Raw genomic sequence first — 16,261 nt, forward strand, 5'->3', positions numbered from 1 at the left:
GCGAATATAACAAAAACCTTGATAGGTTGGGTTGCAACAACACTGGCTATAGCACCAGGTCGCGGTACAGTTTTTCCAAGGTTTCGGTCGGGTCGAGGCAGAGGCCGGGGTGCACGGCCGAGGTTTGCACAATGGTACTGCGGTTGGCCGTGAGCCAGCGGAAACGGGAGGCCGTGCCCAGCTGACCGATTGGTCCGCCTTCGCGCCGGCCGGAGCATACCTTCTCAAAAGCCTGCAGGCGTGATTGCAGCTCTTCCATGTCCAGCTCGCCGAACGCAGCCCGCAGGCGTGCCTCGTTCAAGGTATAGCGGATCTGCAAAAAGCCACGGGAACTGCAAAGCAGAATGACGCCCACATTCAGAAACTCTTCCCGCTCCACCCGCGGCACCACCCGAATCACGGCGTACTCAAATAAGTGTCTTTCTTGCATCTTGGGCGGCTTTCACAAATATGTCTGATTGGGCTAATCTGATCTCGAAGAAGCGGGAATAGGCCTGGCGGTGCTCCTCGGCTGTCTCAAACGGCGATTCCACACCCGTCAGCCACTCATCCGGAATAAGGTCCAGGATCTCTTGTATGCGGGCAGGTGTAAGCGTATCCAGGCCCGCTTGGTTGGCTTTCTCCAGTTCGCTGGCCTGCGGCAACAGCACGTGGTCTTTGATCATGGCAAAGGGACGGTTGGCCTGCTCTTCCCAGTTGTCCCAGGAGTGATGGAAAAACAGCGAGGCACCGTGGTCTATGAGCCAGAGTTCTTTCTTCCACATGAGCATATTGGTGTTGCGGGCGGTGCGGTCTACGTTGGTCACCAGGGCATCGAGCCACACAATGCGCGAAGCGAGATCGGCGTCGATGGTCGTTACCACCGGGTCGAAGGTGATGGCGCCCTGCAGGTAGTGTGAGCCCAGGTTGAGGCCCTCGCTGGCGCGCAGCAGGTCCTGTATCTCTTCGTCGGGCTCGGTGCGGCCAAAGGCTTCGTCGAGGTGCATGAACACGATCTCGGGAATCTGAAAGCCCAATGCCCGGGCAATTTCCCCCACGATCAGCTCGGCAATCAGCACTTTGATGCCTTGGCCCGCACCCCTGAATTTGAGGACGTACAGAAACTCGTCGTCGGCCTCCACGATGGCAGGCAAGGACCCACCCTCGCGCAAAGGGGTAACGTAACGGACAACGTTGACGGTCCGGATCTCAGGTGATCTGTAATTCATAGCTGCAACTTACGAAATTTCTAAAGTCCCGGCCAGGTATAGCGCCAATTCAGGCGGTTGTGTTTTGTTAGGCAACAACCATACGCCGTGAGAGCACATACCCCGCAAATGCCATGGGCATGTAGGCCACCGCCAGGTCCAGCACCGTGAACCAGACAGGGGAGGGGAGCATGAACACACTTGCTATACCTCCGGCCAGGAAAAAGACCCCGATGGTCATGGCAAACTTAAACTTGTGCGAAGCCGCGATGGTAGCGGCCAGAAAAGCACCTGCGAAAGTCCCCAGCGCGTGGGCCAGAAAAGGAAACAGAAAGTGCTTCGGCTCGAACAAATGCATGGTCGCCTGCAGCCCTTCGGTGGTGGTCACGTCGGCCCCGTTCGGCGGCGGTATAATGGTGCCGCTGACCGAGATCATGGCCATGTTGACGATGCTGCCGACTACGATGCCTGCCACGACGGCCAGGATATTGCGAAGGATGGGGTGCATAGAAGTTTGATTATTTGAGGTATAGAGAAGGTACCAAGTTAGTACATTCTATGGATAATCAAACAACTGACGCCTTAACGCAGGTATACGGCATGGAACACAGCCAGTGGCGCCCGACGGCCCACGTTCAGCATCAGCGTGTCACCGTTCAAGGTATAATTGTCGGCCAACTCAAATACCTTCATGAACTCATTTTCCTTTTCCACACCTGCGCAGTACATCCTGGTCATGGCCATCCCCGAAAAGCGGATCCGGTTGCCTTCTGAGAGAGTGTATGTACCGTTAAAGGCATTGCATCCTCCGTTGCCTCTTACCTTGTTGCCCTCGGTTTGGAGCACAAAATGTGCCTCGGTTTGTTGGTCTTCGGACATGGTAACAGGTTGGCCTTCCAGCACGACCAGTTTCCAGCGTTTTTCGGTAACGGTAGGCGCCTGTTGTTCCACACTTGTGGTAGGAGCTGAGTTGCTGTTGGTAGCCTGGTCCGCATTTTTAGTTGTGCTGCATCCGCTCAGGGTCAGGGCGAAAACAGAGGCGATGATAAGGTATTTCTTCATAGTGTAAATTGTTGTAACGTATTTTTTTGATGAGGCGCATACCTGCAGAAACGACGGGCTATACCTGCCTGGTTCGGCCCAGGATTTTACGCAGCGAGATGTCATGGGCATAAAACGTTATGCCGATGCCGAACAGAAGGATCAGGCCACCGGCAATCATCCGCAGCGTAATTTGCTCGTCCAGGAACAGCCAGGCCAGAAACGAGGCCAGCAGTGCCTGACTGAGTAGACTCAGGGAGACGCGGGTGGCACGCATGTGCTGTGTGGCATAGCTCAGGAGGAGCCAGGCCACCAGTTGGCACAATATTCCCTGCACAAACAGCACCAGCCAGCCCATTTCCGAAAATCCGCTGAACGGCTCGTTTAGTAGGTAGGAGACCACAGCCAGAAAAACAGAGGAGGAGAGCAGGTTGATCGTCATAAACGAAAGAACCGACATGCGCTCCAGCACATGTTTGCTCAGCAGGATGTACACGGCGTAGAAAATACCTGACAGCACCCCAAGCATAAAGGCCAGGTCGAAGCGCAGTTCCAGGAAGAACTCATGCCCCACCAGCACCACCATGCCGATCAGGGCAATCACCGTCCCAATCCAGAAGTTGCGCGACGGCTTGTTTTCCAGAAACAGGTATGAGCCCACACCCACCCAGACCGGGGCCAGGTTGGTGAGCAGCGAGGCCTGCGTCGCGGTTGACTTTTGAATGGCGATGTTCCAAACGGCCACATCCGATGCGAAAAAGATACCCGACAGCATGGCCAGCAACAGGACCGGGGTAGGCGGAATCTGGAGGCGCCTGGTCAATAGCACAAAGGGCAGAAGCAGCGCAGCCGCAATGGCCATTCGGTAGAACGCCGATATCAGGCCCGGCGTCAGGTTTAGCTTTACCAACACCGGGAAGATGGAGATGCAGATAATGCCGATGAGCAGGGCAAAGCGCGGTTTATTCATGTATACAAGCGTGATACTTCGTGCAAAAGTATACAATTACGCCTTGCCTCAGCTAGTCTATACCTAATTCTTGCTAAGGTCACAATGTTTCCATGGCAAGTATAAAGGTTAGACTTAACAGTTACTGTTTTAGCAGCCCCCGAGCTCAATCAGAAAGGGCATATTTCCATTCATCTTTCACCGTTTCATAGAAGGTAGTCAATTCTCCAGCGGCTGTTTGTCGCATAAGCTGCCATTGGCTTGATGAACGTAGACAAAAGAGCCCATAAGCTTATCGCCTACGGGCTCTACTCAGGTATTTTAGCGTTGAGTTCCTATACCTTAAATCTTTCCAGAAAGCTTATTGCATAGCACTAGGCTATACCACTTCGATAGCTTCCTTCGGGATCAGCGCATTGGTTGTGACGCTGAACGCCATACCCAGCACTGTTTCCAGCGAGAAGCCGCCGCCCATACCGGGTGATGCATCCAAGAGTAGCTGGGAGTGCTCATAGTATTGGTGCTGCTCTTCGATCACAGCCCTCCACCTCGCCGATCAGCACATCGCGGGAGCCCGGTTTGTACTCACCTTTCTCGTAGCACATGGGCTGCGAGCCTTCGCAGCAGCCGCCACTTAAGTAAAACATCAGCTCTCCGTAGCGCTCCTTCAACTGACTGATCACTTCTTTTGCTTTTTCGGTTACTATTATCTTTTCCATATTTCTATCAGTTAAAAAAAACACCTGGAGAGGCCCCAGGTGTTTTCAGGTTAATGACAAATTTTAGCTCTTAAAAGAAACCCTGCTTCTTCTTGTCGTAGGATATCAGCATGTTCTTGGTCTGGCGATAATGATCCAGCATCATCTTGTGGTTCTCCCGCCCGTAGCCCGACTGCTTGTAGCCGCCAAACGGAGCGTGCGCCGGGTAGGTATGGTACTGGTTCACCCACACGCGGCCGGCCTGTATAGCCCTCGGCACCTGGTACATTTCGTGTGCGTCACGGGTCCAGACACCAGCTCCCAGTCCGTAGATTGAGTCGTTGGCTATTTCGATGGCTTCTTCGGTTGTTTTAAAGGTGGTCAGTGCCAGCACCGGACCAAAGATCTCTTCCTGGAACACACGCATCTTGTTGTGCCCCTTCAGGATGGTCGGCTGGATGTAGTAGCCATCGGCCAGGTCACCTTCGAGTTTCTGCGGTTCACCACCTACCAGTACCTCGGCTCCTTCTTCCTTACCAATTTTGATGTAGTTGAGGATCTTCTCGTACTGCGGCTTCGATACCTGGGCCCCGATCATCGTCTCGCCATCCAGCGGGTTACCGGCTTTAATGGCCTTCACACGATCGATCACACGCTTCGTAAAGGCGTCGGCTATACTTTCGTGCACCAGCAGTCGGGTTGGAGCGGAACAGATCTCTCCCTGGTTCAGGGCAAAGAATGCAGCTCCTTCCAGCGCTTTGTCGAAGAACTCGTCGTCGGCATCCATCACCGAAGGGAAGAAGATGTTCGGTGATTTACCGCCCAGTTCCATGGTAGAGGGAATAATGTTTTCGGAGGCGTACTGCATGATCAGTTTACCTGTCGCCGTGGATCCGGTAAAGGCAAGCTTGCTGATTCTTGGGGAAGTACCGAGCGCTTTTCCTACCTCGGCTCCGAAGCCGTTCACCACGTTCAGTACGCCTGCTGGTAAGATGTCAGCAATCAGCTCCATCAGGGCCAGAATACTTGTTGGGGTTTGCTCAGCTGGTTTCAACACAATCGTGTTACCAGCGGCCAGGGCCGGGGCAATTTTCCAGGCGGCCATCAGCAGCGGGAAGTTCCAGGGAATAATCTGTCCTACCACACCGATCGGCTCATGCAACACAATGCTGACTGTATTTTCGTCGTGCTCCGAAACACCACCTTCCTCGGCCCTGATCACGCCGGCAAAATAGCGGAAGTGGTCGATCACGAGCGGCAGGTCCGCTGCGCGCGTCTCCCGGATCGGCTTACCATTGTCGATGGTATCGACTGTAGCCAGGTACTCCAGGTTGTCTTCTATAGTTTGCGCTACGCGAAGCAAGGTGTTACTGCGCTCTTTGGCAGAGGTCTTGCTCCAAGTCTTGAAGGCCTCGTGTGCTGCGTCTAACGCGAGCTCCACGTCCTCTTTGGTGGAACGGGCCGCCTGTGCAAAAACTTTTCCGTTGATCGGTGAAAGATTGTCAAAATATTCTCCCTTTACAGGTGGTACAAATCGGCCACCGATGAAGTTGTCGCGTGCCAACTCTTTGCCTTTCAGTTGTGGGAACTTATATAATTTCTTTTCAGCTTTCCCGTTGCTTATCACGGGGTCTAATACGGTTGTGCTCATAATTTTATATCTTTAAATGTCTTTGAATGTATTTGGAAGCAGCATGCTACTGTTCATTGCAACTGTTACAAATTTACCACAATACCAGGCGCGAGGGATAGTACAGAACATCCATTAGGTAGGACAAAAAGGAAATTATGCAAGTTGAGCAAGGTATAGCCTGGGTATTGATGTGATAGAAGGAGCAACCGAATGAAGCGCTGCTAATAAGATTTAACTTAACAAGTGATAGTGGATGAATCCGGAGAATGACCTGTTCTTTATAAGCCCGCTCGATGCCCCGCTGCAGGTATACTTCGATAGCCCCGCCCGCGAAGACTACTTTGAAATTGCCTGGCTGAAGGATGAGGAGCCGCTTCATTTTGTGAAAGAGGAAAACCTCCGTGTCAAAGGGGACTGGCTATACCTGATCCCGGCCAATCGTTCTCCCCGCCCCAGAAAATCAGGCAAGAAAGGGACACTTATCGCCTTTCATAAATCGGTGCTGGACTATGAAGTCAAGGAATTTACGCTGGATGTGATCAGACTTTTTCTCGGCAAAGGCGCTGGCAGTTTCTCCACCATTCTGCTGGATGAAGATATGGTCGTGACGCTGGAAAGCCTCTTCCGGATTATGAAGGATGAGTATGAGGAGCAGCAGAAGAATCTATTGGTGCTCAAAGCGCTGCTAAAAGCTTTTCTGCTGAAACTGATGCAGTACAAAACACTGACTTTAACACGCCAGGGGCTGAACGAGAAGCGAGTGTACCATTTCCTGCTTCTGTTGGAACACCACTTTCAGGAAGAAAAATCAGTGACATTTTACGCCGATAAATTGAACATCACGCCGAAGCGCCTGAACCAAATCCTGAAAGAGAAGACCGGAAGAACGATTACGCAGCTCTTGCAGGAGCGCATTGTGGTGGCGGCCAAGCAGCAGCTGGTCGCCAGCGCGAAGACGATACAGGAGGTCGGGTATAGCCTCGGGTTTGAAGACAGGTCGTATTTCAGCAGGTTCTTCAAAAAGATGACCGGACTGACGCCGGAGCAATTCCAGCAACAGGCTAAGGAAAGGATTTTTCCGGTGTGAGGTATATAGGTGAGGAGTGCAGAAAGAATCAGGAGTTCTATACCTCGTCAGTCCCTGGCAGTTTTACTTTCGGCAGGTTATATACCAGAATTTCAGGGAGGGTTTGTTACCTGTTTGCATGACCGGTTCATCGATCTCTTTGTACTCGATTAGTCCATACCTGCCGAATTCCGTTTCAACAGCAGCTGCATCATAGAAGAATAGCTGAACGCCGTGCCTGGTTTCAAATCGGTCCTTGCTTACTTCTCTGCCACTCCCATACATCGCGTCATTTTTAGAAACGGCCACAAAAACCATGTAGCCGCCCGGCCTTAGTTGTCTGTAGCAGTCGTCAATCAGTTTGGCCCGCTCTTCTTCGTCTAGCAGGTAGATGAGCGCGTAGCAGAAAACTCCATCGTAGGTTTCATCGTCGAACGGCATCGCGCTGACAGGTCCGTGATGTATGGTTATACTATTCCCATAGTGTTGGCGGGCCAGGCGGATGGCGGTTTCTGAGATCTCTACACCCGTTACCTGGAAGCCGGCATCGGCGAAGGGCTTTGCATTTCTGCCATAGCCAAACCCAGGAATCAGAATTTTTTCAAGCTGGTGCTCCTGAAATAATTTCAGGGTGGCAAGCGCCGCATCTGTCGGCTCAAAGCCCCACATCGCGTTTTTGTCCTGAAAACTTGACTCCCAAAATTCTGTCATAGGTTGATTTTTAAAATTGAAACATGGTGTCGTTATTTTAATTGAACTCTTGCTTGTGCTTTTTTACATATTCAATCAATAATTGAGAAATATCTTCTTCGTAAGCGAAAAACTCTTCTTCACATTTTCCCCAAACAGCTTCAGCTTCCCCTTGTATTTGTTCCAACAGCTCTTCTCTTTCTATCTTATTTTTAGGTACAGTCTGTTGGGGCCACTGAGCAATAGCCCTTCTGACTATAACAGCTGTCTTTTTCGCACCTATCACTTCTAGCGCAGCTAACGACTCGTGAGCATAATCACCGCTTGAGTTCCAGAAGAATTGATTGAAGCCGCCATTGTTGACTTCCTTTTCGACGTTTGCTACAAATAGCAATACTTTCTGAGGCTCTGTTAATTTGCTTAAGTCTTCACCGTATTCTGACAGCTCGTTTACACGTGTGTCAAGCTCAATTACGGCTAACTGAGCGTTATCCATTTTCAGGATTTGATCAATTGTCATCTGGTGCTGCTGTTGGTTTTTTATAGCTTTTAGTTCCTGACCACAAGAAGTAGAGGCTATTGAAAGTATTGTTACAAACGTGAGTGTATAGGCTTTGAATCTCATAGAGTAAATTTATCCATCTATCGAAAAGCAACTCTTTTACAGCGCTTCCTCCAGACAATTTTCACAGATGCCTTTTGCAAACAGCCGGACTTCGTCGATTCTGAAATCTGCCTTGATGTTCTCCTGCACTACGATATTTTCCTTACAGGTGGTCTGGCGGCATATTTTGCAGTAGAAGTGCAGATGCCAGTCTCTGTGGGTGTGCTCATCGCAGGCATCGCTGCATAGTTTATACTTCGTGGTGGTGTTTTCCTGAATGCTGTGGATGATGCCCTTTTCCTCAAAGGTTTTTAAGGTCCTGTAGATCGTAATACGGTCTGCAGGAAAAAGCCGTTCTTCGATTTCCGATAAGGACAGGGCCGCTTTCTGGGCAGCCATAAAATCATAGACCAGAATCCGCATACTGGTTGGCCTGGTGTTTTTCTCGGTCAGTTTTACTTCGGTATCCTTTCGCATCCCTGGTTGTTAATGATGATGGTGGTGTGCGGTTGGCTCTGCCGTTGCCACGCATAGGACAGAATTATCGTGCAGATGGGCAGCTGTCTCCAACTGAATCGTCACGTGCTGGATGTTAAAATGCTCCAGTTCGTGCTCTATTTTCCGAAGCATCACCTCACTTTCTCCAATCGTCATTTTTTCATCTACAATGGCGTGGCAGGTGAGTGCGTTCAGGCCGCTCGTAATCGTCCAGATGTGCAGGTCGTGGATACCCTTGACACCTGCTGTATTCAGGATTTTTGCCTTTACCTTTTCGATCTCCACATTCTCCGGCGTGCCCTCCATCAGCACGTGCACAGAGGATTTGGTAACGAGAAATCCACTCCGCAATACCAGTAAGGAAACGATGACACTGGCCAAAGGGTCTGCCCAAACCCAACCGAAAAACATGATGAGTAAAGCCGCCAGGATGGCGCCAACTGACCCGAGCATATCGCTGATGACGTGCAGGTAGGCACCCCGCATGTTCAGGTTATCTTTCACATCGCTGCCCCGCATCATAATCCAGGCCACCAGTGCATTCACCAGCAGACCAATAAAGGCAATCAGGAGCATGCCACTTGATGCAATCTCCGCAGGGTGCTGAAACCTTTCAATGGCTTCGTAAATGATGTACCCTGAAATCAGGATCAGTGTCGCTCCGTTGATAACGGCAGCCAGGATTTCGAATCGCTTATAGCCATAGGTTTTGCTATAATCGGCTACTTTGCTGCTGAATTTAAAAGCCATCAGGGCAATAAACAGCGAGATGGCATCACTCAGCATGTGCCCCGCATCCGCCAGTAGGGCCAGGCTGTTTGTCAGCAATCCGCCGATGACTTCGATCACCATATAGGCCGTAATGATGACCAGGCTGATGGTTAAGGTCTTTTTATTGGCAGTATGCGAGTGGCTATGTCCGTGGTCGTGTCCCATGTTGTTTCATTATCAGTTGATGTCACAAATTTACCCGGGAGGCGCGTGCAATTCTATTGCAAACTTTTCCGTAACAAACGATTCCCGAAGGTACCAGTGGCCGCATTATTTAATTTACAAGAATAATCGGGTAAAGCAAAGCATCGTCAGAGCATCGTCCCGTACTCCTGTCAGTTGTTGTCAATGTTATACCTGCACGGATTTGGTTATTAACCATTACGCGGAATAACCGTGTTGCTTCCGTTTTGCGGGTCAAGGTATAGCCCAGCAAAAAGCCATACCTTATGCAGGTATGGCTTTCCGGTCTTTCAGGTATCAGGTATAGCTGATTAAGCTTCCGGCATCAGGCGCACCACCAGTCCGTTGAGGTCTGGGTTGACGCGCAACTGGCACGATAGACGGCTGGTGGCCGTAGCGTGTGGCAGTGTCTCCAGCATGTAGGCTTCGTCGTCGCCAGGCTCAGGCAGTTCGCCGCTTTCGAGCACCTCCACGTGGCAGGTGGCGCAGATGGCCATACCGCCACAGATCGCAGGCACGTCCAGTTCGTTCGCCTTCATCACTTCCATCACCGAAAGGCCCATGTCGGTAGGTGCCTCCAGCGTCACACGGCTACCGTCGGGCAACTCTACGTGTATGTTAATCAAGTCCTCCATTAGCTCAGCTCCTGTATGCCGTTTACGGTGGTGTACTTCAACACAAACTTCTTGTCCGGGTAAATGATGTTGTAGGCGCTCTGAGCCATCAAAGCCGACTCGTGGAAGCCGCACAGAATCAGCTTGAGCTTGCCCGGATAGGTGTTGATATCACCAATGGCGTATACGCCCGGTATGTTGGTGGAGTAGTCGAAAGTGTTCACCACAATGGCGCCCTTCTCCAGCTCCAGTCCCCAGTTCTCCAGCGGACCCAGCTTTGGCACCAGTCCGAACAATGGGATGAAGTAATCGGTCTCGATCTTGTACTCATCCTTATTGTCGATGAGCACCGTTACGGAGTCAATCTTTCCATTGCCCTGTACATCGGTCACGTTCGACTTCAGCAGCAGTTTGATTTGGCCTTCCTCGGCCATGGTCAGCACTTTCTCCGCCGACTCAGGCGCTCCGCGGAAGGTAGAACCGCGGTGTACGAGCGTGAGTTCTTCGGCCACACCGGCCAGGTAAATGGCCCAGTCCAGGGCAGAGTCGCCACCGCCAGCCAATACCACTTTCTTGCTGCGGAACAGCTCCGGGTCGCGCACCATGTAGGTCACGCCTTTGCCTTCAAAGTTTTCGAGGCTTTCGATGGCCGGCTTGCGTGGCTCAAATGAACCCAGTCCACCCGCAATGGCCACTACTTTACAGGCAATCTCGGTGCCCTCGGAGGTACGTACAATGAACGAGCCGTCTTCTTGCTTGTCGAGTTCTTCCACACGCTCACCCAGGGTAAAGGTTGGGTGGAAAGGCTCGATCTGCTTCATCAGGTTATCAACCAGCTCACCAGCCAGAATCGATGGGAAGCCAGGTATATCGTAGATTGGTTTTTTAGGGTAGATCTCGGCCAGCTGGCCACCCACCACCGGCAGGGCATCTACTACGTGGCAGCGCATTTTCAGCAAACCTGCCTCAAACACTGCGAACAGTCCCACAGGTCCTGCGCCCACAATGCATATATCGGTTGTTATTCTGTCCATTTAAAATTGCTTTTGATCGATCAATTTTCTCCCGTAAAGATACGGCCATGTGTTAAGCTTCCATAGCAATTTCTGTTATAAAACGGGGCGGTTCACAGCTTTTGCCGTAAACCGCCCCGTTTCTGTCGTGCCGGATGAGATTAAATAAGCACTTTGTCCAGCATATCGCCCAGGTCGCTCACGCCGAGCGTGAACATAAACAACACGATGGCCAGTATGATTTTAACCACCACAGGTATAGAGAAGTTCAGATGCCGTTTCAGGTAGGCGTTGGCCGGCGGGAGGTAGACGAGCGAGAGCAACAGGTAGGCTATACCTGGCACAGGGTGCACCAACACCAGGTTCAGGACGCCCACGGCTGCCACTACCAGGCCAAAAAACCAGCCGAGTAGGGGATAGGTTAAGGTATAAGCTTTCATAGTGTTGCTGCTCAACTGCCTGCAAATGGGGTTCCGAATATACCTACTGCCAACTCTGCCCAGATCAGGAAGAAGACCAGCAGAATGAGGCCGATGACAACGAGCCGCGACTCGGTGTTCTTCACTTTCCGGATCACGAACTCTGCCGCGAGCCCCGTTGAGAGCAGCAGAATGCCCATGATCACGAAATCAAACAGTCCCCAGTCTACTTTGCTGGTGAATTGCATGGCGATAAGCGGAATAAGCAGCAGGAAAGCCACTGTGAGCACAATGCCGATAAGTCTTTTGTTTTGCGTTACCATATCTGTTTTTGTTTATAATGAATTGATTTTAAAAGAATTCAAAGGTTAAATATCCAGCAGCATCAGCTCGATCTTGTCATCTAGTTCGGCCACACCAACTGCTGACCAGAGAATGAAGAGCGCTAATACGATCCGGACAGGCAGTGGAATCGTGTAGCCTGTTGTCTCCCGCAAAACAGCCGCCATAGGAGGGAAGTACACATGCGCCAGTATGATCACCAGTAGGCCGTAGCCGCCGTCGTTTCCCCAAAAGGTATTGATAAATCCGATCGCCAGGAAGAGACAACCCGCCAGCCAACTGACTACATTTCCGATTTGCAATGATTTTTCCATGCCGCGTATTTTGATGTAGTTAAAGCGATTATTTAAAGCCAAAGAGCAGGGGAAAGAGAAACACGACTACGATGGTCCAGGCGAAGTACACCGGAATGTAGAGCACAATCGCGCGCCCGACTTCGGTGATGGCGGCCTTACGGGTAGCTGCCTTCCACAACATGACCGACACGATGAGCAGGTGCACCAGGATCAGCACGTTGCCGCCCATCACCGCCACCCGGTTTGGCGTAATACCCCATTCCGAAATCCGGAACGAAATGGCCGACAGCGCAATGCCGTTCACGATTACCGTCACCAGCGAAAGCATGAGCAACACCCATACCGCTGAGCGCTCACCTGACTTGCCGGAGCTCTCCGCCACCGAGAAAAAGATCAGCGCCATCACCCCGATCAGGAGCACGTTGAAGAGCAGCAGGAACTCGCGGTCGTTATAGGGGTCTTTGCCCGAGTAAACGATAGCCCCGAGGTAGATCACCAGCATGACGAGCACCAACGGACTGAAGATGCGGGCAATAATGGGCGATACTTTATCCACCAACTGCGGGTTGTTTTGCGTGAGGTAGGCGGCCACGATGGGCACAGCCGGCAGACCGAAGGCGACGATGTACTCAAAGTAAAACTCCTCTATCCGAAGCCCGATCAGTGCAAACAGGCCGATCGTTATACCTGTCATGATGCCGCCCGCTATCACCAGCATCGCCGACATCACGGCCAGGTCGCCGTTGAAGCGCAGGAAGCTGAGTCGCTTTTGTGATAGGTGCAGGTCGTTGCCGGAGTAGGACACCCCGAGCAGCACCCAGAGCAGCAAAGGCAAATGGATGCAGGCCAGCACCAGGGTATCGCTTTGGTTACCGGGCAGCAGGTTGATGTATAGCGCACAAACGGCCGTGGCGGCGCCGATGAATGCGACCCGGTTTGCCGGCAGCTTGTTTCGCCAGGCGAAGTAGGCCATCAGGGGCAGGAGCACAAAAAAACTGATGTTGCGCGGGTAGTAAAACTCCTCGCTGATCGGGAAAATGGCCGGCAGCTTCACCAGTATGCCTGCCACCAGCGCAGTGATGATCACAAACAGAAACTCCCGGTTGAAGCGCCAGAAAACCTCTTCTGTTTCGTAGTGGAGTCTTGCTTGCCAGAACGAAGCCAAAGGCTTGCCGCTCAGCTGCGGGTATAGGCTGCCGAAGGCCTGTTTAAAGCTGGCCTTGTCGGACCGGTACAGTTTCTCCAACTGCCCGGGGTTGTCCAGTTGCGCTAGTATCTGCTCTTTCATGGGGCTATGCCTTTTCATTTATTTAAAGATCATTGTTGCAAGTCCATCGTACCAGACTAATCCCACAGCGTACCGACCAAACCCAGTACAGAACCCAGCCAAAGCCCTACCACGTAGATCAGCGCACTAAGTACCACTGCGATGCCCTTGTGTATGCCGAGTCTGCGGTGATAGTGAAGCAGCATGTAGTTGATGAAGCCACCCAGCGCACCGGCCATGGTCACGACAAGCAGTGGCCTGATCATCCAGAACTTGCCCCAGGCCGGATCAGGATTTTGTACCCCAGCCAGAAAGAGGGCCATGAGGGCCAGTGCGAAGGCAGCGCCTGTGAGTGTGCGACGGCCTGCCGCGGCAGTTAGCACGTTTTGTTTTTGAAAGTCGTTTTGCTGTACCATGTTAATCTTGCTTTGTAGTGTATACCTATTTTTTTGTTTTTGAATAAAGTACTTTGAAGTTCAAAGTATAGAAATAAAAAAAATATCAGTCGCTCTGTCTGTTGTTTAAAATCAGCTGTTCCAGGGCATCCAGGTGGCTTTTGAAAGCTTCGCGCCCAGCCTCTGTTGCCTGGTAGGTGGTGTTGGGTTTGCGCCCGACAAACTGTTTCTCCACCTGCAGGTATTTGGCCTCTTCCAGCGCCCGCAGGTGACTGGCCAGGTTGCCATCCGTCAGTTGCAGGGTTTCCTTCAGCGTGTTAAAGTCCACCCGGTCGTCCACCAGCAGCACCGACATAATGCCCAGCCGCGCCTTGCTCTCGAAGGCTTTGTTTATATTTTCAAGATACTCTTTCACCGGTTTGCTAGCGTTCGTATTTAAAGTACACCAGCGCGCCATACACAATATGCAGCACCCCAAACCCCAGGGTCCACAGCATCAGGCCATAACCCACAAACACGCAGGCCACCAGCCCGATCACGATCTCGATGATGCCCAGGTAGCGAATATCGCCCAGGGTATACTTGCTGCCGTTGAGCAAGGCCAGGCCATAAAAAACCAGCATGGCAGGCGCCACCAGGTATAGAATGCCGTGGTAGAGCAGGATAGCACAAAACACACCGCCCGTCGCCAAAGGTATGGCCAGGTTCGCCAGCAATCGCTTCGACTGGTTGTCCCAGGTGCGCTGGTTCTTTTTGCGGGCATTGCGCGCCGTAAAGTAAGCAGCCGTGCCAAAGGCCAGCACCAACACCCCAAGCGCCACGGCCAGCAAAAAAAGGACATCTTCCTGGCTAAAGTTACGAGCCTGATCGCTATAGTAATTGATGTTCTGCTGACTGAAATACCATTTCACTACCGCTGCACCCACCAGTGCCGACAAGCCTGCAAACACGCCGGACAAGCCGCTCAGGGAAATAAAGCGGGAAGAGCGATCCATGATGTTACGGATCTCGTGCAGGGCTTCTAACTGGTCTTGCTGCTGGTTCATGGTAAAGTACTTTGAGTTTCAAAGTTAATACGGGTTTACGTAAAGTCAAGTACTGAGGGTAAATAAATTTTTTAAAATTTAATGGGGTGAAATTTCAGTGCAGCGTTTGCAGGATGGGGTGGGAGGCTAGGTCATATTAGTTTGCGATGCTGCTCAGGTAGGTATAGCAAATAGGGGCTTTGGCTAAACAGTAATTTTCCTCGGTATTTCTCAATAAGCGCTCTCACGTTCTACAAATCCAGGACAACGTAAATTTGGTTTGTAGGGAAAGGTCGCGACCTTTCCGGAGCGTGTGTGGGGTAATTTACGCACACAGGATGATATATTTGAACCGTGCATAGAGCGGCTATACCTGTCGTGTTTACTGCTATACCTGCCTGAAAATCTATACCTTGTCCCAAAAGCAAAAGCCCTGACCATACGCCCACAAAGGTATACGGTCAGGACCTAATAGGTATAGCAGCACATCGCTCCGGGCTATTTTTCCATCTCCTTCAGCTTAGCTGGTTTCCTGATCTTTTCAGACTCCCACAGGGCCACAAAAGGTTCTTCATCTGCTGCTTGGTAGCCCCGTTTCATAAAGCCGGTATTAAAGCCGAAGGCTACTTTCCCGGTGTTGTCCATCGACAAAATACCCCGGTCGCCCTGCAGTTTATCGGCATGTAACTCAATCGCCTTGTCGGTGGCTGCCTGCAAGGAGTTGCCGGCATATTTCATCATGGCGTATACCTCATGGGCGAGCACCCCGCGCATAATCGCCTCTCCCTCACCAGTACAACTCACGGCACATGCCTCATTGTTGGCAAAAGTGCCTCCGCCAATGATGGGCGAATCTCCGACGCGGCCTTTGAGCTGATCAGTCAGACCGCCGGTAGAGGTAGCGGCTGCCAGGTTGCCGTTCATGTCCAGGGCTACGGCGCCCACCGTGTCGGACATAGAGCCGGGTTGCCTTTTCTTTACGGCTCTTTCCTGCTGCTTGTCAAGCCAGGCCTCTTTTTTCTCAGGCGTCACAAAGTATTCCGGGGCTTTCAGGGGGAGGTTGTTGGCAAGGGCAAATTCTTCGGCACCGGTACCCACCAGCAGGCAATGGTCGCACTTTTGCAGGACCACTTTCGCCAGACTGATCGGGTGCTGCACATAGCGAACGGCACCCACAGCTCCCACCCGGAGGGTGTTGCCGTCCATGATGGCGGCGTCGAACTCAGTCTCGCCGCGCTGTGTCAGGCTGGCGCCTCGGGCAGCATTGAACACCGGGTTACGCTCCAGGCTGTTGACGGCCGCCTCGACTGCATCCAGGGCGCTGCCGCCTTTTTCCAGTACGTCATACCCTGCTTTCAGCGCGTCCGCCAAACCTCTTCTATACTCTTCTTCCTTCTTCTTGTCAATTTCGCTGGGCTTAATCGTTTCTGCCCCGCCGTGAATCGCAATCGCAAATTTTTTCATGTTTGTTCTAATGCATCGTGGGCCTCCGGAATGCGGAGGCTATTTGTTCTATTATCTGCAGCTCACTTTCCTTTGGACCGGCGTCTAACAATTGTTTTTAGGGAAG

Annotated in this window: 23 protein-coding genes; 1 reads left to right on the forward strand and 22 read right to left on the reverse strand. The window is 51.8% G+C overall.

Features of this window, described 5'->3' with window-relative positions:
- Window positions 1-46: 46 nt before the first annotated feature.
- The 8 genes from B0B12_RS00580 to B0B12_RS00610 form a co-directional block, all read right to left on the reverse strand.
- Entirely contained in the window at window positions 47-430 is a 384-nt protein-coding gene (locus B0B12_RS00580; RefSeq protein WP_076665583.1) for a DUF3037 domain-containing protein, read from the reverse strand.
- A complete protein-coding gene (locus B0B12_RS00585; RefSeq protein WP_076665584.1) occupies window positions 408-1,208 on the reverse strand; it encodes a HipA family kinase in 801 nt (266 codons plus the stop codon). The genes B0B12_RS00580 and B0B12_RS00585 overlap by 23 nt, the downstream gene beginning before the upstream one ends.
- A 67-nt stretch (window positions 1,209-1,275) precedes the next feature.
- A complete protein-coding gene (locus B0B12_RS00590; RefSeq protein ID WP_076665585.1) occupies window positions 1,276-1,695 on the reverse strand; it encodes a hypothetical protein in 420 nt (139 codons plus the stop codon).
- A 74-nt stretch (window positions 1,696-1,769) separates the two neighbouring features.
- On the reverse strand, window positions 1,770-2,249 hold the full coding sequence (locus tag B0B12_RS19910; RefSeq protein WP_212564593.1) for an META domain-containing protein: 480 nt from the start codon (window positions 2,247-2,249) through the stop codon (window positions 1,770-1,772).
- Window positions 2,250-2,307: 58 nt separating this feature from the next.
- Window positions 2,308-3,198, reverse strand: coding sequence for a DMT family transporter (locus tag B0B12_RS00600; protein WP_076665586.1), 891 nt, complete (start codon window positions 3,196-3,198; stop codon window positions 2,308-2,310).
- Window positions 3,199-3,556: 358 nt separating this feature from the next.
- Complete coding sequence (locus B0B12_RS20640; RefSeq protein WP_280173739.1) at window positions 3,557-3,670, reverse strand: hypothetical protein; 114 nt, start codon at window positions 3,668-3,670, stop codon at window positions 3,557-3,559.
- Window positions 3,671-3,686: 16 nt separating this feature from the next.
- Entirely contained in the window at window positions 3,687-3,896 is a 210-nt protein-coding gene (locus B0B12_RS20645; protein ID WP_280173740.1) for a DUF779 domain-containing protein, read from the reverse strand.
- Between the two features lie 70 nt (window positions 3,897-3,966).
- Entirely contained in the window at window positions 3,967-5,526 is a 1,560-nt protein-coding gene (locus B0B12_RS00610) for an aldehyde dehydrogenase family protein (RefSeq protein WP_170871793.1), read from the reverse strand.
- 235 nt (window positions 5,527-5,761) lie between these two features.
- Here B0B12_RS00610 and B0B12_RS00615 point away from each other — a divergent pair, with 235 nt between their 5' ends.
- A complete protein-coding gene (locus tag B0B12_RS00615) occupies window positions 5,762-6,595 on the forward strand; it encodes a helix-turn-helix domain-containing protein (protein ID WP_076665587.1) in 834 nt (277 codons plus the stop codon).
- Window positions 6,596-6,658: 63 nt separating this feature from the next.
- Here the strand turns inward: B0B12_RS00615 and B0B12_RS00620 are convergent, their stop codons facing one another.
- The 14 genes from B0B12_RS00620 to B0B12_RS00685 form a co-directional block, all read right to left on the reverse strand.
- Window positions 6,659-7,285 carry a class I SAM-dependent methyltransferase gene (locus B0B12_RS00620; protein WP_076665588.1) on the reverse strand — a complete coding sequence of 209 codons (627 nt, stop codon included), beginning with the start codon at window positions 7,283-7,285 and terminating at the stop codon, window positions 6,659-6,661.
- Between the two features lie 37 nt (window positions 7,286-7,322).
- The gene (locus tag B0B12_RS00625; RefSeq protein WP_076665589.1) at window positions 7,323-7,889 is read right to left on the reverse strand and encodes a DMP19 family protein; all 567 of its coding nucleotides are present in this window, start codon (window positions 7,887-7,889) and stop codon (window positions 7,323-7,325) included.
- A gap of 36 nt (window positions 7,890-7,925) precedes the next feature.
- The gene (locus B0B12_RS00630; RefSeq protein WP_076665590.1) at window positions 7,926-8,345 is read right to left on the reverse strand and encodes a Fur family transcriptional regulator; all 420 of its coding nucleotides are present in this window, start codon (window positions 8,343-8,345) and stop codon (window positions 7,926-7,928) included.
- A gap of 9 nt (window positions 8,346-8,354) precedes the next feature.
- Complete coding sequence (locus tag B0B12_RS00635) at window positions 8,355-9,302, reverse strand: cation diffusion facilitator family transporter (RefSeq protein WP_076665591.1); 948 nt, start codon at window positions 9,300-9,302, stop codon at window positions 8,355-8,357.
- Between the two features lie 329 nt (window positions 9,303-9,631).
- The gene (locus B0B12_RS00640) at window positions 9,632-9,955 is read right to left on the reverse strand and encodes a 2Fe-2S iron-sulfur cluster-binding protein (protein ID WP_083704031.1); all 324 of its coding nucleotides are present in this window, start codon (window positions 9,953-9,955) and stop codon (window positions 9,632-9,634) included.
- Window positions 9,955-10,968: an NAD(P)/FAD-dependent oxidoreductase gene (locus B0B12_RS00645; protein WP_076665592.1), complete on the reverse strand. Its 1,014-nt coding sequence runs from the start codon at window positions 10,966-10,968 to the stop codon at window positions 9,955-9,957. Before B0B12_RS00645 ends, B0B12_RS00640 begins: the two co-directional genes overlap by 1 nt.
- A 140-nt stretch (window positions 10,969-11,108) precedes the next feature.
- On the reverse strand, window positions 11,109-11,387 hold the full coding sequence (locus B0B12_RS00650; RefSeq protein WP_076667543.1) for a hypothetical protein: 279 nt from the start codon (window positions 11,385-11,387) through the stop codon (window positions 11,109-11,111).
- 11 nt (window positions 11,388-11,398) lie between these two features.
- A complete protein-coding gene (locus B0B12_RS00655) occupies window positions 11,399-11,689 on the reverse strand; it encodes a hypothetical protein (protein ID WP_076665593.1) in 291 nt (96 codons plus the stop codon).
- Window positions 11,690-11,734: 45 nt separating this feature from the next.
- The gene (locus B0B12_RS00660; RefSeq protein ID WP_076665594.1) at window positions 11,735-12,022 is read right to left on the reverse strand and encodes a hypothetical protein; all 288 of its coding nucleotides are present in this window, start codon (window positions 12,020-12,022) and stop codon (window positions 11,735-11,737) included.
- Window positions 12,023-12,050: 28 nt separating this feature from the next.
- On the reverse strand, window positions 12,051-13,292 hold the full coding sequence (locus B0B12_RS00665; RefSeq protein ID WP_076665595.1) for a DUF4153 domain-containing protein: 1,242 nt from the start codon (window positions 13,290-13,292) through the stop codon (window positions 12,051-12,053).
- A gap of 56 nt (window positions 13,293-13,348) precedes the next feature.
- Entirely contained in the window at window positions 13,349-13,687 is a 339-nt protein-coding gene (locus B0B12_RS00670; RefSeq protein ID WP_076665596.1) for a potassium transporter KefB, read from the reverse strand.
- 85 nt (window positions 13,688-13,772) lie between these two features.
- Window positions 13,773-14,081 carry a winged helix-turn-helix domain-containing protein gene (locus B0B12_RS00675; RefSeq protein ID WP_076665597.1) on the reverse strand — a complete coding sequence of 103 codons (309 nt, stop codon included), beginning with the start codon at window positions 14,079-14,081 and terminating at the stop codon, window positions 13,773-13,775.
- Between the two features lie 7 nt (window positions 14,082-14,088).
- Window positions 14,089-14,712: a hypothetical protein gene (locus B0B12_RS00680; protein WP_076665598.1), complete on the reverse strand. Its 624-nt coding sequence runs from the start codon at window positions 14,710-14,712 to the stop codon at window positions 14,089-14,091.
- A gap of 477 nt (window positions 14,713-15,189) precedes the next feature.
- Window positions 15,190-16,155, reverse strand: coding sequence for an isoaspartyl peptidase/L-asparaginase family protein (locus B0B12_RS00685; protein ID WP_076665599.1), 966 nt, complete (start codon window positions 16,153-16,155; stop codon window positions 15,190-15,192).
- Between the last annotated feature and the right edge of the window lie 106 nt (window positions 16,156-16,261).

Source organism: Pontibacter indicus, from assembly GCF_900156345.1.
Taxonomy (GTDB): Bacteria; Bacteroidota; Bacteroidia; order Cytophagales; family Hymenobacteraceae; genus Pontibacter; species Pontibacter indicus.

What these genes read in the sequence shown, in the direction of transcription:
- B0B12_RS00580 (WP_076665583.1), bottom strand. Translation starts at nt 430, where the DNA reads ATGCAAGAAAGACACTTATTTGAGTACGCCGTGATTCGGGTGGTGCCG.
- B0B12_RS00585 (WP_076665584.1), bottom strand. Translation starts at nt 1,208, where the DNA reads ATGAATTACAGATCACCTGAGATCCGGACCGTCAACGTTGTCCGTTAC.
- B0B12_RS00590 (WP_076665585.1), bottom strand. Translation starts at nt 1,695, where the DNA reads ATGCACCCCATCCTTCGCAATATCCTGGCCGTCGTGGCAGGCATCGTA.
- B0B12_RS19910 (WP_212564593.1), bottom strand. Translation starts at nt 2,249, where the DNA reads ATGAAGAAATACCTTATCATCGCCTCTGTTTTCGCCCTGACCCTGAGC.
- B0B12_RS00600 (WP_076665586.1), bottom strand. Translation starts at nt 3,198, where the DNA reads ATGAATAAACCGCGCTTTGCCCTGCTCATCGGCATTATCTGCATCTCC.
- B0B12_RS20645 (WP_280173740.1), bottom strand. Translation starts at nt 3,896, where the DNA reads ATGGAAAAGATAATAGTAACCGAAAAAGCAAAAGAAGTGATCAGTCAG.
- B0B12_RS00610 (WP_170871793.1), bottom strand. Translation starts at nt 5,526, where the DNA reads ATGAGCACAACCGTATTAGACCCCGTGATAAGCAACGGGAAAGCTGAA.
- B0B12_RS00615 (WP_076665587.1), top strand. Translation starts at nt 5,762, where the DNA reads ATGAATCCGGAGAATGACCTGTTCTTTATAAGCCCGCTCGATGCCCCG.
- B0B12_RS00620 (WP_076665588.1), bottom strand. Translation starts at nt 7,285, where the DNA reads ATGACAGAATTTTGGGAGTCAAGTTTTCAGGACAAAAACGCGATGTGG.
- B0B12_RS00625 (WP_076665589.1), bottom strand. Translation starts at nt 7,889, where the DNA reads ATGAGATTCAAAGCCTATACACTCACGTTTGTAACAATACTTTCAATA.
- B0B12_RS00630 (WP_076665590.1), bottom strand. Translation starts at nt 8,345, where the DNA reads ATGCGAAAGGATACCGAAGTAAAACTGACCGAGAAAAACACCAGGCCA.
- B0B12_RS00635 (WP_076665591.1), bottom strand. Translation starts at nt 9,302, where the DNA reads ATGGGACACGACCACGGACATAGCCACTCGCATACTGCCAATAAAAAG.
- B0B12_RS00640 (WP_083704031.1), bottom strand. Translation starts at nt 9,955, where the DNA reads ATGGAGGACTTGATTAACATACACGTAGAGTTGCCCGACGGTAGCCGT.
- B0B12_RS00645 (WP_076665592.1), bottom strand. Translation starts at nt 10,968, where the DNA reads ATGGACAGAATAACAACCGATATATGCATTGTGGGCGCAGGACCTGTG.
- B0B12_RS00650 (WP_076667543.1), bottom strand. Translation starts at nt 11,387, where the DNA reads ATGAAAGCTTATACCTTAACCTATCCCCTACTCGGCTGGTTTTTTGGC.
- B0B12_RS00655 (WP_076665593.1), bottom strand. Translation starts at nt 11,689, where the DNA reads ATGGTAACGCAAAACAAAAGACTTATCGGCATTGTGCTCACAGTGGCT.
- B0B12_RS00660 (WP_076665594.1), bottom strand. Translation starts at nt 12,022, where the DNA reads ATGGAAAAATCATTGCAAATCGGAAATGTAGTCAGTTGGCTGGCGGGT.
- B0B12_RS00665 (WP_076665595.1), bottom strand. Translation starts at nt 13,292, where the DNA reads ATGAAAGAGCAGATACTAGCGCAACTGGACAACCCCGGGCAGTTGGAG.
- B0B12_RS00670 (WP_076665596.1), bottom strand. Translation starts at nt 13,687, where the DNA reads ATGGTACAGCAAAACGACTTTCAAAAACAAAACGTGCTAACTGCCGCG.
- B0B12_RS00680 (WP_076665598.1), bottom strand. Translation starts at nt 14,712, where the DNA reads ATGAACCAGCAGCAAGACCAGTTAGAAGCCCTGCACGAGATCCGTAAC.
- B0B12_RS00685 (WP_076665599.1), bottom strand. Translation starts at nt 16,155, where the DNA reads ATGAAAAAATTTGCGATTGCGATTCACGGCGGGGCAGAAACGATTAAG.